Raw genomic sequence first — 19,470 nt, 5'->3', positions numbered from 1 at the left:
CCCTACCGACGGTGATGAGCTTACAAGCTCTTAGTCCGTGACCCGGATGCTTTTATCTAAATTCAGCAGAAACCCTCACTTCCATAAGTGGCGGTATGAATACGGTGGCTTTTCTGTTCAGTGGGTGTTCAAACGCCCGCTGAATCCAGATAAAGCCTCTGGCAGATGTCATGGATTTTGAAATGTGCGAGTACATTTCAAAATCCAGGCGCAATCACGCCTAGGCGTGATTGATTAGCTAAAAAGCAGAAGGTGGATTTGGTGAAACTCCAAAGCCGACAGTTAAAGTCTGGATGAGAGAAGGAACAATGCGTTTTTAAAATCTACATTTATAACGCTTATTTTGTCATGGTTACAAGCCCCGCATTTATATTTTGCGGGGCTTTTTGTTTTGTCACAAGAGGAATTTTGCAAGTTGGAGTGTTGTGCAGTGAATCAAGATTATATGGGAATGGCGTTGAAGTTAGCTCGAAACGTTGTTGGACAAACTTCTCCGAATCCGCCAGTTGGCGCCGTGATAGTGAAAGACGGCAGAATCGTCGGTATGGGTGCTCATTTGCAGGCGGGGGAACGACATGCTGAGCGGGTTGCGCTTGATATGGCCGGCACAAAAGCGGAAGGCGCTGATTTGTATGTAACTTTGGAGCCTTGTTCTCATACAGGTAAAACTTCGCCTTGCGCAGATGCGATTATTCGGGCTGGTATCCAGCGTGTCTACGTGGCGATTTCCGATCCCAATCCGTTGGTTGCCGGCAAAGGCATGGAACGACTTCGTGCTGCGGGTTTGGAAGTAGAGAAAGATGTATGTACCGATCAAGCACAGAAATTGTATGCACCATTTTTTCATTTTATTCGAACGAAAACACCTCATGTGACAATGAAAACAGCGATGACGATAGACGGTAAGATTGCAACATCTACAGGAGACAGTAAATGGGTGACGAGTGAGCAAGCAAGGCTCGATGTCCATCTGCTTCGTCATACCCAAGATGCGATTTTAGTCGGCGTTCAAACGATTCTTCATGATGACCCCCTTCTCACCACCAGATTGCCCCGAGGTGGAAAACATCCTATTCGAGTTATTTTAGATACTTGGTTACGAACACCAATTGATAGTCAAGTCATTCAAAACAATGCTGCACCTACATGGATTTTTTGTGGGAATGAAGCAGAATACTTGCGTGAACAGTTGCTCCAAAAGCCGCACGTCCGAATCATACGCATGCCGAAAAATCAGCTTGATATTGAAGAGATCCTCTTGCGCTTAGGCTCTGACGGTGTCATGACGTTATTGGTAGAAGGTGGTGCCGCGGTCAATGCTTCATTCATCAGGGCGCGTGCCGTTCAGCGTGTTATTTGCTATATGGCGCCGAAGTTACTTGGCGGCAGTGGCTCGCTGACACCTGTTGGTGGAACAGACCCGGAGATTATGGGAGAGGCCTTCCCGTTGATTTTTGAAAGTGTGGAAATGATTGGCCCTGATATTAAAATTATAGCGCTACCGAAAGAGAGGGATTGACCGTTGTTTACAGGGATTATTGAAGAAATCGGTTCAGTCAAAAGTGTACAGCCGGGAGCGCAGTCGATGACATTGACGATTGCAGCTTCTACTGTATTAGCCGATGTCCAATTAGGTGACAGCATTGCAGTCAATGGAGTTTGTCTGACAGTCAAAAAGTTTTCGAAAGAACAATTTTCTGCAGATGTCATGCCTGAGACCGTCTCTTCTACCTCACTTCAACAATTGAAGGTGGGAAGTCGAGTGAATTTGGAACGTGCTCTTGCAGCTAACGGTCGATTTGGCGGTCATTTCGTCACGGGACATGTCGATAGTGTCGCCATCATTCGTGAAAAACGTACTGTCGATAATGCACTTTATATTCGGCTGGCTTTGCCTGAACAGTATAGTCCGTATTTATTGCCAAAAGGCTCGATCGCATTAGACGGTACGTCACTGACAATTTTTGATGTGAATGAAACAGATATTACGATTTCGTTGATTCCGCATTCCCAAGAAATGACGGTCATTGCGAAAAAGTCCCTAGGGGATGTTGTTAATTTCGAATGCGACATGCTGGCGAAGTACGTAGAGAACATGCTTAAGAGACGAGACGCGAAAGAACAGCCACTGACAGAGGATTTTCTACAACAGCACGGATTTAAGTGAAGGAGTGGACAGAGATGTTTCATACAATTGAAGAAGCGTTAGAAGATTTAAAACAAGGTAAAGTAGTGATCGTCGTCGATGATGAAGATCGGGAGAATGAAGGAGATTTCGTCGCATTGGCTGATAAGATCACGCCTGAGATTATTAATTTCATGGCGACGAAAGGGCGCGGTTTGATTTGTGTGCCGATTACGGAGCAGAAAGCTCAACAACTTGGTTTGCAGATGATGACCGATCACAATACGGATTCGCATGGCACGGCATTCACGATCAGTGTGGATCATCTTTCCACGCACACTGGAATCAGTGCATTTGAACGGGCCGAAACGATTGTCAAAATGATGGAGTCGCGTTCGGTAGCTAGTGAATTTAAACGTCCGGGTCATGTATTTCCGTTAGTCGCAAAATCCGGCGGTGTCTTGGAACGTACTGGTCATACGGAAGCAGCGGTTGACTTAGCTCGACTGGCAGGGAGTTCTTCAGCAGGGGTAATCTGTGAAATCATGAATGATGACGGTACGATGGCGCGAGTGCCTGAATTGCGTCTGATGGCGCAAGAATTGAATCTGAAATTAATTACAATCCAAGATTTAATTCATTATCGCCTGCAGCAGGAGAGGCTGGTTGTTAGGGAAGCGGAGATCAAGCTGCCGACTGACTTCGGAGAGTTTCGTATGATTGGATACACCGAAACGTTAACAGGTAAAGAGCATGTAGCGCTGGTGAAAGGTGAGGTAACGCCAGAAGAACCCATGTTAGTACGTGTTCATTCGGAGTGTTTGACGGGCGATGTATTTGGCTCCTGCCGATGCGATTGCGGACCTCAATTGCATGCAGCGCTTTCGCAGATCGAACAACAAGGTCGCGGAGTTTTATTGTATATGCGTCAAGAAGGCAGAGGCATCGGCTTGATCAATAAGCTGAAAGCATACGAACTGCAAGAACAAGGTTTCGACACGGTAGAAGCCAATGAAAAACTGGGCTTTGCAGCAGATTTGCGTGATTACGGCATCGGTGCTCAAATCTTACATGAACTTGGCGTTAAACAAATGCGTTTGTTGACGAATAATCCGAAGAAAATTTCAGGCTTAAAAGGCTATGGATTGGAAATCGTTGAACGGGTTCCGATTCAATTGCCGATGAAAGAAGAAAACGAAAAATACTTAAAAACTAAAGCGGAAAAATTAGATCACTTATTAACAATTTAAGGAGAGATAGATATGGGGAATTTATTCGAAGGACATTTAGTAGGTACAGGATTAAAGATAGGCGTTGTCGTAGGACGATTTAATGAGTTTATCACAGGCAAGTTGTTATCGGGCGCTGAGGACGCATTCAAACGACATGGCGTAGCTGAAGCAGATGTAGATATCGCTTGGGTACCCGGGGCATTTGAAATTCCGTTGATCGCAAAGAAGATGGCAGATTCCCAAAAATATGATGCTGTCATTACACTCGGTACTGTCATCCGCGGAGCCACACCTCACTTCGACTACGTCTGTAATGAAGCGGCCAAAGGTGTAGCACAAGCGAGTATGCAGTCAGGAGTCCCGGTGATTTTTGGTGTGCTGACGACAGACACGATCGAGCAATCTATTGAAAGGGCAGGGACTAAAGCAGGGAATAAAGGCTGGGATGCTGCAGTGTCGGCTATAGAAATGGCGAACTTGACTAAACAATTCGATTGATCGCCAAATTTGCACAGTAAGCGCTTTATTTTTCTTTCAAGTATTGACCTAAGAGATTTCCTCTGTAATAATAGAGTTAGTCATTAGTTGATATTCAATATCAAGTACATCTAAAAAGAAGGTACAACATGAATCAGGTAGATACGAAGATCGGACGCCAGGCAGTAATGTATACGTTTTCAAATAGCGAAGCAGAAGATAGTAGAATAGAAAACGGCATGCAGCAACTAGGTTGGCAGTTCGGAAAAGGTAAAGTGGGCTCAATGGAGTTCCAGAAAATTGTGGCGGCAATTGAAACGCTTGCGAAACGGCAAGGAATTGTAAATCAAGACATCTATCGAGAGATGCATGCGCTCTATCATGCGATAATCGAAGCTATGCAAGGCGTGACACGTGGGCAGGTTGAGCTCGGCGGCATGCTGCGAACAGCGGGACTTCGATTTGCTATTGTGCGTGGGACTCCGTATGAAAATGCAGCGGAAGGTGAATGGATTGCCGTTGCTGTCTATGGAACAATCGGTGCCCCGGTTCGTGGCTTCGAGCATGAGGCAATTGGTTTAGGTATCAATCACATCTGAATAAAAGAATGAAGCCTATAGTTATTTAGACAATAAGGAGGCTATATTGACACATGCGGGGACCCCCCTTTTAGGGCACCCGTCTGTCAATATAGTCTCCTTTTGCTTGTTTAGGAATGAATTCTTTGCACAGGATCAGCGCAACTAGAACTAAAGACAACGAGGAGGAATTGGAAATGATTGAATTGACAGGTCGTACGTTAACGATTGAACAAGCGAAAGAAGTATTGGTGAATGGAGCGAAAGTAAAAGCTTCTGAAGAAAGTATGAAAGCGGTTCAAAAGAGCCGTGAAGCAGTAGAGAAAATTGTTGCGGAAAGTAAAGTGGTGTACGGAATTACTACTGGATTCGGTAAATTTAGTGATGTATTCATCGAAGCGGAAGATACGGAACAACTTCAATTAAATTTGATTCATTCGCATGCTTGTGGAATTGGCGAACCGTTCCCCGAGATGGTTTCTCGTGGAATGACACTTCTTCGTGCAAACGCACTCCTAAAAGGTTTCTCTGGAATTCGCCCGGTAGTCATAGAGCGTTTACTAGATCTAGTTAACGCACAGATTCATCCGGTTATTCCTCAACAAGGTTCACTTGGTGCAAGCGGTGACTTGGCGCCGCTTTCTCATTTGGCACTTGTGTTGATGGGAGAAGGGGAAGTGTTCTATAAGGGAGAGCGTATGGAATCAGCTATTGCGTTGTCAAAAGAGGGCATTGAGCCAGTGACGTTGAAGGCGAAAGAAGGATTGGCGTTAATTAATGGAACACAAGCGATGACGGCAATGGGGCTTGTCAATTATATTGAGGCAGAGCAGCTTGCGTATCAGACAGAAGCTATTTCTACGATGACGTTGGAAGGTTTGCGTGGAATTGTCGATGCATTCGACCCCGATGTACATGAAGCACGTGGTTACCGCCAGCAAACGGAAGTAGCAGAACGCATGCGCCGTATGTTCGTAGGCAGCCAATTGACAACGAAACAAGGTGAATTACGCGTACAAGATGCTTATTCGCTACGTTGTATTCCACAAGTTCATGGAGCTTCTTGGCAAGTTTTGGATTACGTCAAAGAAAAGCTGGAAATCGAAATGAACGCAGCTACAGATAATCCGTTAATCTTTGAAGATGGTGACAAAGTTATTTCAGGAGGAAACTTCCACGGGCAACCAATTGCCTTTGCAATGGATTTCTTGAAAGTGGCAATGGCGGAGTTCGCGAATATTTCAGAGCGTAGGATTGAGCGTCTAGTTAATCCGCAGTTGAACGACTTGCCGCCATTCCTAAGCCCTGAACCAGGATTGCAGTCTGGTGCAATGATCATGCAATATGCAGCTGCATCTCTTGTTTCTGAAAATAAAACGTTGGCGCACCCGGCGAGTGTGGATTCCATTCCATCTTCAGCCAACCAAGAAGATCATGTCAGCATGGGAACAATCGGGTCACGACATGCTTATCAAATTATTCAAAATGCGCGAAGAGTGCTAGCTATTGAATTGATCTGTGCATTGCAGGCTGCAGAACATAGAGGTGCTGAAAAACTTGCGGACTTCACAAAAGCTTTCTATAAAGAAGCGAGAAACATTGTGCCGAGCATCAAGCAAGACCGGATTTTCTCTAAAGATATTGAAAAAGCGGCAGCTTGGTTACTAGAAATGGATTGGAAGGCATTCGCAGATAAATCTTTGCCAACTGAAGTTAGCGCAAATTAAATAGGAAATATAAAGGGATATGAAATTTAATTATCTAGTATTTTACTCCAAGCGGGAAGTTCCCGCTGGAGTATATCTGGATAAATATCTTCGGGCAGATGTAAGCGTTTGCTTACAGTAATTGCAGTTTGTTGTATAATGGGGACATGGGAGATGAGAAGATGTTATTCAATACTGTGGTCGTATCTGTCATTGTAATGGCAGTACTGAGTTTATTGCGGGTCAATGTTATTTTTGCTATTTTAGCAGCAGCTGGAGTAGCCGGTTTGATGGAAGGGCTTTCCTTAACAGATGCAACAAATATGCTAGTTTCAGGAATGGGTGGTCAGGCAAACACGGCATTAAGTTATATTTTGTTAGGTATGTTTGCGGTCATGATCGGAATGTCTGGAATTGCAGGGTTTTTAGTAAAAAATTTAGTTAGGGTATTAAGAGGAAAGCGAATAATTTTATTGTTGACGATTGCGGGTGTAGCTTGTTTCTCGCAGAACTTAGTACCTATACATATTGCGTTTATTCCAATATTGATTCCGCCAATGCTGCATCTGTTCGATAAGATGAAAATTGACCGCCGCGGCATTGCAACTGCGCTTACTTTCGGTCTAAAAGCACCTTATATTATGATCCCAGCTGGATTTGGATTGATCTTTAAGGGAATAATCGTTGATGAAATGGCTGCAAGTGGTATGGATATTACGATGTCAGAAGCCAATATGGCAATGTTGATTCCGGGAATCGGAATGGTCCTCGGGCTGTTCGTGGCAGTATTCATTTCTTATCGAAAACCTCGTAATTATGCGGACGTTGAGGCGGAGAAAGTGAATATTCTAAGAGAAGAAGAAGTGGAAAATGCAGAATTGAAGTTTAATATACGCCACGGCTTCACGATCGTTTCAATTATTGCAGCATTAGTTATACAGCTTATAACCGATTCATTAATACTTGGAGCACTTGCCGGGATTTTCTTGATGTTCGTCTTGACTGTTATTCCATTTAAGGACGGCGAAAGGGTAGTGAACGAGGGAATCGGAATGATGGGTATGATTGCGTTCGTCATGTTGATTGCTTCAGGTTATGCTACGGTTCTTAAAGAGACAGGTGCGGTAGAAAGTCTGGTTGATTCGGCAACAGGTATATTAGGTGACAATAAAATGATGATCGCATTTATCATGCTGCTTGTCGGTTTATTGATTACGATGGGGATTGGTTCTTCATTCGGTACGATCCCGATTATAGCTGCATTATTCGTTCCGATTTGTATGGCAGTCGGCTTTTCGCCACTCGCGACGGCGGCTTTGATTGGTACGGCAGGGGCGCTTGGAGATGCTGGTTCACCGGCTTCAGACAGTACACTTGGTCCAACTTCGGGTCTGAATGCGGACGGTAAGCATCATCACATTTGGGATACATGTGTGCCGACATTCCTTCACTTTAATATCCCTCTACTAATCTTTGGTGTAATTGCAGCAATGGTATTATAAAACGAAAAGGGCAGATCCGAAATAACGGATCTGCTCTTTTATCATTTTACTGCAGAAACACCTAAACGCTCACGTGCTTGTTCCGTGGCAATGACCATATGTTTCAATGCGGCAACTGTTTCTTCGCGTTTTCTTGTTTTCAAACCACAGTCGGGATTGATCCAGAACTGTGAAGGTTCTAGCACTTCCAAACCTTTATTGATGATTTCCGTCATTTCTTCAACAGCCGGAACGCGCGGGCTATGGATATCATAAACGCCAAGTCCAATTCCTTTGTCATAATGATATTCTTTGAAAGATTCCACCAAATCACCATGACTGCGTGACGTTTCGATGGAAATAACATCCGCATCCAGCGCACTGATTGCTTCAATGAAATGATTGAAATCACAGTAGCACATATGTGTATGAATTTGCGTCGTATCCTCAACGGAAGCTGTAGCAACACGGAAAGCATTCACAGCCCAGTCGAGATAATGATTCCATTCGGATTGCTTTAATGGGAGCCCCTCTCGAAGTGCCGGTTCATCTACTTGGATCATATGGATACCTGCTGCTTCAAGCGACTCGATTTCTTTACGCAGTGCGAGAGCAATTTGATTGGTCACTTCTTCTCTGGTCAAGTCATCGCGAACAAATGACCAATTCAAAATCGTCACGGGTCCGGTCAGCATACCTTTTACTTCGTGATCTGTCAGTGATTTAGCGTATACGGATTCTTCTACCGTCATCGGCTTCGTAAATACAACATCTCCATAAATGATTGGTGGTTTCACACATCGGGAACCATAGGATTGCACCCAAGCTTTTTCCGTAAAGACAAAACCATCCAGCTTTTCGCCGAAATATTCTACCATATCCGTCCGTTCGAATTCCCCGTGCACGAGCACATCAAGTCCGAGTTCTTCTTGGATTTGGATCCATTCCTTAATTTCCGCTTTTACAAAGTCTTTGTACTGCTGATCCGTAATTTCGCCTTTTCTCCATTTTGTACGTGTTATACGTACTTCAGGCGTTTGGGGGAAACTGCCGATTGTGGTTGTAGGCAATACAGGTAATTGGAACTTCTCTTGCTGCTTCAATTTCCGCTCTGCGAACGGCAGATTCCGCTTGCTGTCAGACAAAGTACTGCCTGAACTTGCTTGTCGAACCTCCTCGCGTTTGCGGGCAGGGAGTTGATTGAATGCAGTAAGAGCGGCTTCATTTTGTTTGAAATCTGAAGCGACGCTTTCTTTACCTTGTTGCAACGCAGCTTTCAGTACATTGAGTTCTTTAATTTTTTCATCCGCAAATGAAAGTGCATTCTTAATTGTTGAATCTAATTTCTGCTCTGACTGAATTGTCACGGGTACGTGAAGCAGACTGCTGGATGGCTGGATCCAAACGTTTCCGGACTCTACATGCTGTTGAATCTTTCCTAGTAATGACAGCTTGACGTTCAAATCTGATCGCCAAATATTCCGACCGTCCACAATACCAGCAGCGAGTACTTTATCATCAGGGAAGCTGTATTTCTTAAGGTTTTCCAAGTTTTTGACACCGCCATGCACGAAATCAAGACCAATTCCAGCTACTGGTAATGCAAGTGTTGCTTCATAGTGCTCAACTGAATCAAAGTATGTTTGCACTAAAACGTTCAAGCTATTTATGTTTTTTGTTAACTGCAAGTAAATTTCAGTTACGGTTTTCATTTCATCAGAAGAAATGGAAGTGCAAAGAATTGGTTCATCAATTTGCACCCATTGAACGCCTTCATCCTGTAATTCTTGCAATACCTTTTGATAAAGAGGAATCAATTGCAGAATGATAGAAGGTACGTCTATTTCTTCATACCCTTTAGAAAGTTTCAATAAAGTGTAGGGGCCGAGTAGAACAGGTTTCCCCTCGATACCGAGTTCTTTCTTTGCTTCGCGGTATGCAGTAAGTGGTTTGTTCTCAGTCAATTGAAAACGTTGTCCTTCATACTCGGGGACAATGTAGTGATAGTTCGTGTTGAACCATTTCGTCATTTCGGAAGCGACAGCATCGTCATTACCGCGTGCCATTGAAAAATAAGTGGATATCGACACTTGACCGCCTTTCCAATGATAGCGTGAAGGGATGATTCCGAACATTGTGGATGTATCGAGCACCCGGTCATACAATGTGAAATCGCCGACTGCAATTCGGTCTACTCCTGCGTCTTGTTGTTTCTTCAGGTTGGCTAAACGGATGTCTTTTGTTGTCCGCAGAAGTTCTTCTTCCGAAATTATTTCTGCCCAAAATGCTTCTAACGCTCGTTTCCACTCCCGGTTTTCGCCAATAACAGGATAGCCGACAATACTGCTTTTTACCATTTGATTTCCCCCTCATGATTTTATCCAATAAAAAAAGCATTCCTAACAAAGAATGTTAGAAATGCACGTATGTGTAAAATGCATGCCTAAATAAGCGTGCATCGTTTGCCGTGTGTCTAACACCTCCCTATTCACCGTAGGATTAAGCGTTATGAAAACAGGCAGGTATCTGGCTGGACGTAAGCACGTCTTCACAGTGGCGGGACCGCTCCAAGAAAAGGATTCCCTTTTAAGAAATGAAAGCAATGATCATTTCACCTGTTTTCAAACTATTCAATTCATGATGATTGTCTCTAAAACTATCATAAGGTTCGTTGAGTGTCAACTTGCTGGTAAATAGATAATTAAGCAATACTCTTTTTTTGTCATCTGTTATATAACTGTACAAAAGTAACAAATTCTCTTTCAAAAAAGAAGGTGTGAAAATTTACACAATTCTGTTGAAAGTTTTATAGAGTTTAGGTATGATAAGTAATAACACGACTTCAAATTAGGACATGAATCGTCATTCATACGAAGAAATCTTGATTATTGGCTGTGGGGGCACCTATGATCAATTGAGGAAGAATCGTGTTTATCGCTGTATGTTATACAACAGAGCAGCGCAAAAAAACTTAAGGGGTGGCTTTATTCTATGACAAATTATGAAAAAGTAGGCAAGCTGCAAGTCGCAAAAGAACTATACAACTTTGTTAATGAGGAAGTTCTATTAGGCTTAGAAATCCAAAAAGAACAATTTTGGACAAACTTTGATTCGCTCATTCATGAACTTGCTCCTGAAAACAAAGCGCTGTTAGAGAAACGAAGCGAATTGCAAAAAAAGATCAATGAATGGCATCAAAACAATAAAGAAACAGCAGATTCTGCTAACTATAAAGAATTTTTAAAGGAAATTGGCTATTTGGAACCGATTGTTGAGGACTTCCAAGTGACAACTTCCAATGTCGATGATGAAATCGCTATTCAAGCAGGCTCCCAATTGGTCGTGCCTGTCGACAATGCCCGCTATGCGTTGAACGCGGCAAACGCAAGATGGGGAAGTCTATATGATGCATTGTACGGAACGGATGTCATCAGTGATGAAGGTGGAGCTGAAGCTGGCGTACAGTACAATCCGATCCGAGGACAGAAAGTTATCAACTTTGCAAAAGAGTTATTAGATCAAGCAGCACCGCTTGCGGAAGGGACACATGCAGACGCCACAGCGTATGCAATCGTTAGTGGAAAACTTGAAGTGACACTTCAGAATGGCAATAAAACAGGCTTGAAAGATGCTTCTAAACTGGCTGGCTTTAACGGTTCGGAAGACGCACCTTCCGCTGTCTTGTTGACGAATAACGGATTGCATATCGAAATTGCAATCGATCGAAACCATCCAATTGGGAAAGACGATGCGGCGGGTGTGAAAGACTTGATTTTGGAAGCAGCACTTTCTACGTTGATGGACTGTGAAGACTCGATCGCAGCAGTAGATGCTGAAGATAAAGTGGGGGTCTACCGCAACTGGTTAGGTTTGATGAAAGGTGATCTGGAAGCATCGTTCAAACGAGGCAGCAAGACGGTCACTCGAAGAATGAATCCAGACCGCACATACAAAACACCAGACGGCAAAGAGCTATCGCTACACGGCCGTTCATTAATGTTCGTCCGTAACGTAGGTCATTTGATGACAAATAATGCGATTTTAGATGAAAACGGCAACGAAGTACCTGAAGGAATTTTAGATGGTGTCGTAACTTCGTTGATTGCAACACATAATCTGAAAGATGATGCAGAGTTCAAAAACTCCAGACATGGTTCAATTTATATCGTTAAGCCGAAGATGCATAGCCCGGAAGAGGCGGCATTTGCCAATAAGTTATTTGACCGCATTGAAGATTTATTGAGCTTGGAGCGCAATACGCTGAAAATCGGTTTGATGGATGAAGAGCGCAGAATGTCATTGAATTTGAAGTCTGCAATCCATGCGGTGAAAGAACGGATTGCATTCATCAATACAGGTTTCCTTGACCGTACAGGTGATGAAATTCATACTTCAATGGAAGCGGGTCCTGTTATCCGCAAAAATGATATGAAAGCTTCCAAGTGGTTAGCTTCCTATGAAGCATCCAACGTTGCTGTCGGAATTAAGACTGGTCTTCCTGGACATGCTCAAATCGGTAAGGGAATGTGGGCTATGCCGGATATGATGGCTGCAATGCTTGAGCAAAAGGTCGCCCATCCAAAAGCAGGTGCAAGCACAGCGTGGGTGCCATCTCCAACAGCTGCTACATTGCATGCATTGCACTATCACGAGATCAATGTAAAAGAAGTTCAAGCCAATGTCGACAGCGCAATTGATTACCGAGATGGAATCCTAGAGATCCCGTTGGCGCCGAACACAGACTGGCCTGCAGAAGAAATTCAATCAGAGTTGGATAACAATGCGCAGGGGATCCTTGGCTATGTTGTTCGCTGGATTGATCAAGGAGTTGGCTGTTCTAAGGTTCCGGATATCAATGACGTAGGTTTAATGGAAGACCGCGCAACATTGCGTATTTCCAGCCAGCATATCGCAAACTGGCTACGTCACGGCATCACGACAAAAGAGCAAGTCCAGGAAACATTGGAACGAATGGCGAAGGTCGTTGACGAGCAAAACGCTGGCGATGAACTTTATCAGCCAATGGCTCCCAACTATGACGATTCTATTGCTTTCCAGGCAGCTTGCGATTTAGTATTCAAAGGTGCCGAACAGCCAAGCGGCTACACAGAGCCAATCTTGCACGCCCGACGAATCGAAGCAAAAGCCAAAGCGAAACAAAAAGCAACGGTACAAAATTAATTACACTAATAGCTCCTCTTCTAATTTGGAAGAGGAGCTGTTTTTCTAATAAATCTGTAAATATGGTATACTGTATATGTTAATTAAAGTTTTACATGAGATTGTGCAGAAATGGATACTCAGTTGATTGGAGTGGAAGGCGGCGACTCCCGCGCCCCGCGGAAAGCGTCCGCCTGGAATGGAAATCAACGGTTCCTACGTTTTACTTTGAGTGTAAGTTATTTATTTCAGTTTATATAGCAATAATTATTAAAAAGGGGGAAATGAGATGCTGAAAAAAGAGCAAACGCTATTTGTATTAGTGGACGTACAAGGTAAGCTAGCGCAAATTGTTAAAGATAGTAAGACGTTGCATGATAATCTGGAGAAACTGATCAAAGGATTACAAGTGTTAAATGTTCCAATACTTTGGTTGGAACAGTACCCTGAAGGACTGGGACCGACGACTGAATCTTTATCCAGTTTACTAGAAGGTCAGGAACCCATCGCAAAAATGACATTTAGTGCGGCGGGCAATGAAGAATTTATGAAACAGCTGGAAAGCTCGGGCCGCAAACAAGTATTAATTGCAGGAATTGAAACGCATATTTGCGTATATCTGACAGCGGCAGATTTAGTGAAGCAAGGTTATGAAGTCGAAGTGGTTGAAGATGCAGTCACTTCACGGACGGAAGCGAATAAACAAATCGGCCTCGAGAAAATGAAGGGGCTTGGAGTTACTGCGACGTGTGTGGAAACTGCTTTATATGAACTGATTGGTGAAGCGGGGACGGACGAATTTAAAAAAGTGTTGAAAATCATAAAATAACAAATAAAAAAGCGGAATAGCCATAATGTTTGGCATTTCGCTTTTTTTATTCCCATTTATCTCGCTGTAAATCTTCTGCAATAAGCTGAAGATCATCGGCGCTGATGGTCAAAAGTTCATAGTCTGTCGTCTCTGTCAATTGTTCGGCCATTTGTTTGATAAATTTCGGAGAGCCTTCATTCTCTTCATCATAAACAAGCAACAGTGCATCTGAATTACGAAGCAGAAACTTATTCTTCTCAATAAATTGCCAAGGTGCTTCGTATGGCTTGTTCGTTAAACTGACAGTATAATCTGCAAGCGCGATGATTTGTTCATACTGCTCTTTTTTCGTCTCATTCCAATTCGTTTGTTGATCAAGAAACGGTGTAATCACGGCATATTGTAACTGCGGGTATTCCTCTTGCAACTCCCAAACACATTCGATTGCCCAAGTCTCGACGCCGAGCTGGCCGCTGACGATAACCCATTCTAGTCCTTGATCCAGAAGGGTCAGCAACTGGTCCGTTAATGCTTTTTTAATAATCGCAATACCCGGATGCTGTTCATTGAAGATCCCTAATTCATGTGCTTTGTATCCACTTACTATGATTCGCTTCGTCATTTTTGTTCGTTAATCGCCGCGTGAGCTAATTTTGTTATCGTCATGTCATCCATCGGAGGATTGTGAAGACCCGCGCGTACATCGCGATAATGGCGCTGTAGTGGATTCGATAACTCCAAACTCTTCGCCCCTACAATTCGCATTGCGAGATTAACAATTTCTATTGCACTATTCGTAACAATCGACTTTGCGGCACCTAATTCATTTTGCAGATGAACACGGCGTGCTTCGTCATCGTAAATCGAGGCAATATCATAGAGGAGATGGCGTGCTTTAATGAGCTCCAAATCCATTTTGCCGATTTGAGTTTGAATATTGAAGAGGGAAGCGATCGGCTCATCTAAACTGTTAGGCTGATAAGTTGCCGCAAAGTGAACCGCGTAATCGCGAGCAGCTTGTGCGATTCCCAAATAACAAGCCGGTATGTGGAGAAGCCAACCATTGAGCTTATTGCCGCGTGGTGCTTCATTCACTTCCACTAACTGATCATCCGTGGCTTTTACGTCATCCAAAACGAGCGTCTGGCTCTCTGTACCGCGCATGGAAATCGTATGCCATGTTTCTTTGATGGACAGCCCTTCTGATTCACGTGGAATCAAGAAGAAACCGATTTGCTGTTTTTCTTCAATCCATACAGATACTAGGAAGTGGGTAAGGGCAGGAGCCATTGTAGTGAACGTTTTCTCTCCTGAAATCACCCAGCCGCCTGCAGAACGTGTTGCCGTCGTCTGGGGGCGACCGCCTCGCGTAGGACTTCCTGTTTGAGCCTCGGTTACAGAACGGTTGATTAGTGCACCTTGCTGAACAGCTTCGCTGAATTGCGCTAATTGTTCCGCAGTCCATTTGCGATTTTCATACAGTTCGCCGACTACGCCTTGATGCCAGCCGATAGCTAGAGCAGTCGCACTGTCAAAACGAGCAATCGTTTCTTGAAACAACACCATATCCGTTACGGAGATGCCTTCACCACCGAATTCCTTCGGGAGTGTCAACGTAGTGTAGCCCATTTCCACGAGTTTTTGAATATTCTCTTTTGGGAATTTGGACAGCGTATCAGATTGCTCTGAAAAGCTGCTGAAAAACGGACCTGCCTCAGTCAATTCATTGACCCATCGGCGTTGAAAGTCCGTTGTGATAAAAAGTTCTGTCGACACGAGAAACACGTCCTTACTACTTCAGTCTTCATTTATCTATAGTTTCTTTCGTATATAAGATCTGCACAAATCTACGAGATCCTTGATCGTCTCCGTCAAGGACATGAAAGTATAGTATACTAGAAAATCGAAAAAAATACCATTCTGACGAATAAAAAAATCTATAAAAGAAATGACGTCACATCATGACGAAATAGAGAACGATTGGAATTGTCAAAAGACTTAACAATGTCGTTGTGAGTGTCGTAAACGAGACCAAATCTGGCTCCGTTCCAAATTGAACTGCAAACATTGTCGTATTCGCTGATCCAGGCATTGCTGCTTGGATAATCAGTACCACTTTCAACAAATCATCAACCGGTAAAAATATTAAAATGACAACTGCAATCAATGGTGAAATGATCATGCGAATAATCGTCACCGCTGTGACATATCGATAGGCAACGCGCTTGCGGACAATCATCGCCAGTTGCATTCCGAGGACGAGCATGACGACCGGGATGGAAGCATCTGCAATCAAGTCAACTCCCTGCATCATGGAATCAGATAACTTAATAGAAGAAACTTGAAAGATAATACCTAGAATCGCAGCGTAAATCAATGGCATACGTATAACCCGCTGCATCGAGTCACGCCAAGTCGCATGTGCTTCTCCTCCGATGGAAGCGAAAAAAATACCGATTGAATTCATTAGAATTGACTGAAAGACCATCATAATGACCCCGTAATCAAAGGCTGCCGAGCCAAATGCAAACAATACGACAGGCACTCCATAATTCCCGCTGTTCATAAATACCCCGCCAAGAATCATAGCAGAACGTTCAGAACGCGAAGCTTTCATAATATCAGCAGTAAACCAGACGATAATGAACAGAATGACCAACAACAGTACTGCGAAGGCAGCAATATACAAATACGTTCGGTCAAGTGCATTCGTATAGAAAGTCCGGAATGCCAAAAAAGGAGACATCAGGTAAAGAGCTGCCGTTGATATCGTTTTAATATCGAATGACAGGAACTTCTGTCCAATGAAACCAATTAAAAAAATAAATAATACAGGAGCGATGATTGAAATAAGTTCCAAGAAGATTCCGTCCTTTCTAGGTTGATGAAACTTATTATACATGAACTATGATACTAGAAAACTTTTTTATCTGAATTCAATAAATATTTTTGGGCAGAAGATATTACGCCAAAAAAGAATCCATCGCAGAGGATGGATCCTTGGTCATGAGAGGCTTCGTTTGCGTATAGAATGAAATTTCAATACTTTCTGTAATCGGGGAATCAAAATTAAGGCAAGAATGGTAACTCCGATATCCAATGGCAAGTAGGCCACCATCCAAGACCATGCGATGACATAGCTGAAGCTTGCTGGCGCCTCTACCCAATAGATATAGGCCAAATACATATAATTTGTGCCGATAATATAATTTGTCAGAATAGCAAGTGTTCCAGCTCCTACATATGTAAACAGTGTTTTACGTTCGAAAAACTTTCCGACAATATAAGCGACAACAATAAACGAAATGATATAGCCAAATGTCGGGCTCAGTATGCTGCCGAGACCGCCTTTGAACTGAGCGAAGATCGGCGCACCAGCTAGACCGATAAATAAATAGGCGAACATAGACAGACTGCCTAATTTACTTCCTAATAACCCCCCAGCTGAAATTGCAATTAGCAGCTGCAATGTTATTGGCACACCGCCGATCGTCAGTAAAGGCGCAATGTTAGCTCCTACTCCCATTAGCGCAGCAAACAACGCACAAATGACAATTTCTCTTGCTTTCATTTTCCATTCCTCCTAAAAACTATTGTTGTGTTTCTGATTATATGTTAACATACTTTTATATTTAGTTAACACATTTTCGGGAGAGGAGGATATTGTATGACGGTTTTATTCGTTACAGGCACAGATACCGATGTGGGAAAAACCATAGCGACTACACTGCTAATAAGTTATTTTGCAGATCATGGGTTACAATTCACCCCGTTCAAACCTGTCCAAACAGGTGCTATTCAGCAAGATGAAGATTGGATCGCGCCTGACGTGATGGTCTATCAATCGGCTGCGCATAAACAGATGGGAAGAGGAAATATAGAATATTTATTCCAAAAACCTTGCTCACCTCATTTGGCTGCGTTAATCGAAGACAGAGAAATTCAACCGACTCGTCTCAGTGAAGCAGTCAGACAATTAGGTGGAATAGCTGAAGGGGTAGTTATAGAGGGGGCTGGAGGATTATATGTTCCATTGACTGGAGACGGCTATTGCATGATCGATTGGATGGAAGAATTAGACGCACCAGTCGTGATCGTTTCAAGAGCGGGTGTTGGGACGATCAATCATTCGGTGCTCACCATAAATACGTTGAAATCTAGACAAATCCCCATTGCAGGGGTACTGCTCAACGATTTACAACAAGATGAAAAAGAAATCATTCATGATAATGGTGAAATGATCAGTAAGTTGACTGGAATCCCGATCATTGGAGTGATTCCTCATCTGAAAAATGTAGACGACACACTGAGGGATCCGTCTAAGAGAATAGAGTGCTATCGAAATTGGGACATGAACAGATTACGGGAGGCGTTAAGAAATGAAAGCAGATCAATTATTGGAAAAAAGTAAACAATATATGTGGTTGCCCTTTACGCAAATGTCCGATTATGAGCAAGATCCATTGATCATTGAAAGCGGAGAAGGCGTAAGGGTCACAGATATATACGGTAAAACGTATCTGGATGGAAATTCTTCTTTGTGGTTGAATGTACACGGTCACCAAAAGAAAGAACTAGATGAAGCGATTCAAAAGCAGTTACAGCTGATTGCCCATTCGACTTTATTAGGAGCTGCAAATGTTCCATCCATTTTATTAGCGGAAAAATTAATCGAGTTAGTGCCTGAAGGGTTAACGCGTGTTTTTTATTCGGATAGCGGAGCGACATCCGTGGAAATTGCTGTGAAAATGGCCTATCAGTATTGGCAAAACAAGGGTGTTAGCCAGAAGATGAAATTCGTTACGTTGAGTAATGGGTACCATGGGGATACGGTCGGTACAATGAGTGTTGGATCTATCGAGCTGTATCATAAGGTATATACTTCTTTATTATTTGATGCGCTTGTTATTCCATTTCCAGCAGTATACCGACATCCGTCTAATGACGAACAGGTAGTACGTGATGAAAGTCTGCACAAGTTGCGCTTGCTTTTTGAAGAACGCCATGAAGAAATTGCTGGCATGGTTTTGGAGCCGATGATTCAAGGTGCGGGTGGAATGAATACAATGCCACCTGGGTATTTGAAAGGTGTAGAGGAATTGTGCAAGGAATTCAATGTGTTGCTTATTGTGGATGAAGTGGCGACGGGTTTTGGCCGTACTGGAAAAATGTTTGCTGTGGAGCATGAAAGTATTCAACCGGACATCATGACGGTAGCGAAGGGTCTGACGGGTGGTTATTTGCCAGTAGCCGCAACATTTACAACAGAAGAAATCTATAACGCCTTTTATGGAAAGCATGAAGAAATGAAAACATTTTTCCATGGTCATTCATATACGGGGAATCAGCTAGGATGCGCTGTAGCACTGGCTAACTTGGAGATATTTGAAAAGGAACAATTAGTTCAACAAGCGTCTGATAAAGCAGAATTGCTGACGGAGCTGCTTGCTGATCTAAAAGAGTTGCCGCATGTTGGAGATGTACGTCAGTGTGGACTTATGGTCGGAATAGAAATCGTTAAGGATCGATACACAAAAGAGTCGTTCTCATTTGAAAGACGCATCGCATATCGGTCTACCCTGAAAATGCGCGAATTGGGCTTATTGACTAGGCCATTAGGTGATGTGATTGTTTTGATGCCACCTCTTGCAACGACTGCCGAGCAATTGGTGGAAATGGTTGCGATAGTAAAGGAAGGTATAAGGTTAGTCATTGAAGAAAATTATGGGTTAACTGCGGCCGAAACGATGAATATATAATATGCAAAGATAGAGAACTGAGTAGCGATTGCGAAACTCCAGCTCATTTCTAAGACTCGTTTGCTTTTAATGAGCTTAGGATTAAAAAACAATTTGTTAAGTTGCATAAATAACTGAATGAATTATAAATGAAATTAAGTG

At 43.1% G+C, this 19,470-nt stretch carries 16 protein-coding genes and 1 riboswitch; of the genes, 11 read left to right on the top strand and 5 right to left on the bottom strand.

Annotated elements, in window-relative coordinates:
- Positions 1-430: 430 nt before the first annotated feature.
- The 7 genes from ribD to B5D59_RS12075 all read left to right on the top strand — a co-directional run bounded on the left by ribD (position 431) and on the right by B5D59_RS12075 (position 7,620).
- A complete protein-coding gene (ribD, locus tag B5D59_RS12105; protein ID WP_078818151.1) occupies positions 431-1,519 on the top strand; it encodes a bifunctional diaminohydroxyphosphoribosylaminopyrimidine deaminase/5-amino-6-(5-phosphoribosylamino)uracil reductase RibD in 1,089 nt (362 codons plus the stop codon).
- Between the two features lie 3 nt (positions 1,520-1,522).
- Positions 1,523-2,167, top strand: coding sequence for a riboflavin synthase (gene ribE / locus B5D59_RS12100; RefSeq protein WP_078818150.1), 645 nt, complete (start codon positions 1,523-1,525; stop codon positions 2,165-2,167).
- Between the two features lie 14 nt (positions 2,168-2,181).
- On the top strand, positions 2,182-3,375 hold the full coding sequence (locus B5D59_RS12095; protein ID WP_078818149.1) for a bifunctional 3,4-dihydroxy-2-butanone-4-phosphate synthase/GTP cyclohydrolase II: 1,194 nt from the start codon (positions 2,182-2,184) through the stop codon (positions 3,373-3,375).
- 12 nt (positions 3,376-3,387) lie between these two features.
- Positions 3,388-3,855: a 6,7-dimethyl-8-ribityllumazine synthase gene (gene ribH, locus B5D59_RS12090; RefSeq protein WP_078818148.1), complete on the top strand. Its 468-nt coding sequence runs from the start codon at positions 3,388-3,390 to the stop codon at positions 3,853-3,855.
- Positions 3,856-3,983: 128 nt separating this feature from the next.
- On the top strand, positions 3,984-4,433 hold the full coding sequence (gene hutP, locus B5D59_RS12085; protein ID WP_078818147.1) for a histidine utilization transcription antiterminator HutP: 450 nt from the start codon (positions 3,984-3,986) through the stop codon (positions 4,431-4,433).
- 176 nt (positions 4,434-4,609) lie between these two features.
- Entirely contained in the window at positions 4,610-6,139 is a 1,530-nt protein-coding gene (hutH, locus tag B5D59_RS12080; protein ID WP_139366009.1) for a histidine ammonia-lyase, read from the top strand.
- Positions 6,140-6,300: 161 nt separating this feature from the next.
- On the top strand, positions 6,301-7,620 hold the full coding sequence (locus tag B5D59_RS12075) for a Na+/H+ antiporter family protein (RefSeq protein ID WP_245799515.1): 1,320 nt from the start codon (positions 6,301-6,303) through the stop codon (positions 7,618-7,620).
- Between the two features lie 41 nt (positions 7,621-7,661).
- Here B5D59_RS12075 and metE read toward each other — a convergent pair whose 3' ends face one another.
- Positions 7,662-9,956, bottom strand: a complete 2,295-nt coding sequence (gene metE / locus B5D59_RS12070; protein WP_078818144.1) for a 5-methyltetrahydropteroyltriglutamate--homocysteine S-methyltransferase — start codon at positions 9,954-9,956, stop codon at positions 7,662-7,664.
- Positions 9,957-10,099: 143 nt separating this feature from the next.
- A riboswitch (cobalamin riboswitch) is annotated at positions 10,100-10,233 on the bottom strand.
- 357 nt (positions 10,234-10,590) lie between these two features.
- On the opposite strand from metE, the gene B5D59_RS12065 reads away from it, so the two are divergent.
- Both B5D59_RS12065 and B5D59_RS12060 read left to right on the top strand, forming a co-directional pair.
- Positions 10,591-12,780 (top strand): malate synthase G, encoded by a 2,190-nt coding sequence (locus B5D59_RS12065; protein WP_078818143.1) that lies wholly within the window; start codon positions 10,591-10,593, stop codon positions 12,778-12,780.
- Between the two features lie 268 nt (positions 12,781-13,048).
- Positions 13,049-13,588, top strand: coding sequence for a hydrolase (locus B5D59_RS12060; RefSeq protein ID WP_078818142.1), 540 nt, complete (start codon positions 13,049-13,051; stop codon positions 13,586-13,588).
- A gap of 46 nt (positions 13,589-13,634) precedes the next feature.
- Here B5D59_RS12060 and B5D59_RS12055 read toward each other — a convergent pair whose 3' ends face one another.
- From B5D59_RS12055 to B5D59_RS12040, 4 genes are all read right to left on the bottom strand, one after another.
- Positions 13,635-14,192: an SLOG family protein gene (locus B5D59_RS12055; protein ID WP_078818141.1), complete on the bottom strand. Its 558-nt coding sequence runs from the start codon at positions 14,190-14,192 to the stop codon at positions 13,635-13,637.
- Positions 14,189-15,346: an acyl-CoA dehydrogenase family protein gene (locus B5D59_RS12050; protein WP_078818140.1), complete on the bottom strand. Its 1,158-nt coding sequence runs from the start codon at positions 15,344-15,346 to the stop codon at positions 14,189-14,191. Before B5D59_RS12050 ends, B5D59_RS12055 begins: the two co-directional genes overlap by 4 nt.
- Before the next feature lie 178 nt (positions 15,347-15,524).
- Complete coding sequence (locus B5D59_RS12045; protein ID WP_176132579.1) at positions 15,525-16,430, bottom strand: AEC family transporter; 906 nt, start codon at positions 16,428-16,430, stop codon at positions 15,525-15,527.
- Between the two features lie 144 nt (positions 16,431-16,574).
- Complete coding sequence (locus B5D59_RS12040; RefSeq protein WP_078818139.1) at positions 16,575-17,141, bottom strand: biotin transporter BioY; 567 nt, start codon at positions 17,139-17,141, stop codon at positions 16,575-16,577.
- Positions 17,142-17,237: 96 nt separating this feature from the next.
- Between B5D59_RS12040 and bioD the strand changes: the two genes are divergently transcribed.
- A complete protein-coding gene (bioD, locus tag B5D59_RS12035) occupies positions 17,238-17,981 on the top strand; it encodes a dethiobiotin synthase (RefSeq protein ID WP_078818138.1) in 744 nt (247 codons plus the stop codon).
- A complete protein-coding gene (gene bioA / locus B5D59_RS12030; RefSeq protein WP_078818137.1) occupies positions 17,950-19,329 on the top strand; it encodes an adenosylmethionine--8-amino-7-oxononanoate transaminase in 1,380 nt (459 codons plus the stop codon). Before bioD ends, bioA begins: the two co-directional genes overlap by 32 nt.
- Positions 19,330-19,470: the final 141 nt, after the last annotated feature.

It is taken from the genome of Sporosarcina newyorkensis, from assembly GCF_900167515.1.
Classification (GTDB): Bacteria; Bacillota; Bacilli; order Bacillales_A; family Planococcaceae; genus Sporosarcina; species Sporosarcina newyorkensis.
The sequence above is the reverse complement of the archived record's forward strand: the minus strand, read 5'-3'. Positions and strand labels throughout refer to the sequence as shown.

Bases quoted from the DNA above. Each gene is read 5' to 3' on its own strand.
- B5D59_RS12065 (WP_078818143.1), top strand. From the start codon at position 10,591: ATGACAAATTATGAAAAAGTAGGCAAGCTGCAAGTCGCAAAAGAACTA.
- hutH (WP_139366009.1), top strand. From the start codon at position 4,610: ATGATTGAATTGACAGGTCGTACGTTAACGATTGAACAAGCGAAAGAA.
- hutP (WP_078818147.1), top strand. From the start codon at position 3,984: ATGAATCAGGTAGATACGAAGATCGGACGCCAGGCAGTAATGTATACG.
- B5D59_RS12060 (WP_078818142.1), top strand. From the start codon at position 13,049: ATGCTGAAAAAAGAGCAAACGCTATTTGTATTAGTGGACGTACAAGGT.
- B5D59_RS12095 (WP_078818149.1), top strand. From the start codon at position 2,182: ATGTTTCATACAATTGAAGAAGCGTTAGAAGATTTAAAACAAGGTAAA.
- bioD (WP_078818138.1), top strand. From the start codon at position 17,238: ATGACGGTTTTATTCGTTACAGGCACAGATACCGATGTGGGAAAAACC.
- metE (WP_078818144.1), bottom strand. From the start codon at position 9,956: ATGGTAAAAAGCAGTATTGTCGGCTATCCTGTTATTGGCGAAAACCGG.
- bioA (WP_078818137.1), top strand. From the start codon at position 17,950: ATGAAAGCAGATCAATTATTGGAAAAAAGTAAACAATATATGTGGTTG.
- B5D59_RS12055 (WP_078818141.1), bottom strand. From the start codon at position 14,192: ATGACGAAGCGAATCATAGTAAGTGGATACAAAGCACATGAATTAGGG.
- B5D59_RS12040 (WP_078818139.1), bottom strand. From the start codon at position 17,141: ATGAAAGCAAGAGAAATTGTCATTTGTGCGTTGTTTGCTGCGCTAATG.
- B5D59_RS12075 (WP_245799515.1), top strand. From the start codon at position 6,301: ATGTTATTCAATACTGTGGTCGTATCTGTCATTGTAATGGCAGTACTG.
- ribH (WP_078818148.1), top strand. From the start codon at position 3,388: ATGGGGAATTTATTCGAAGGACATTTAGTAGGTACAGGATTAAAGATA.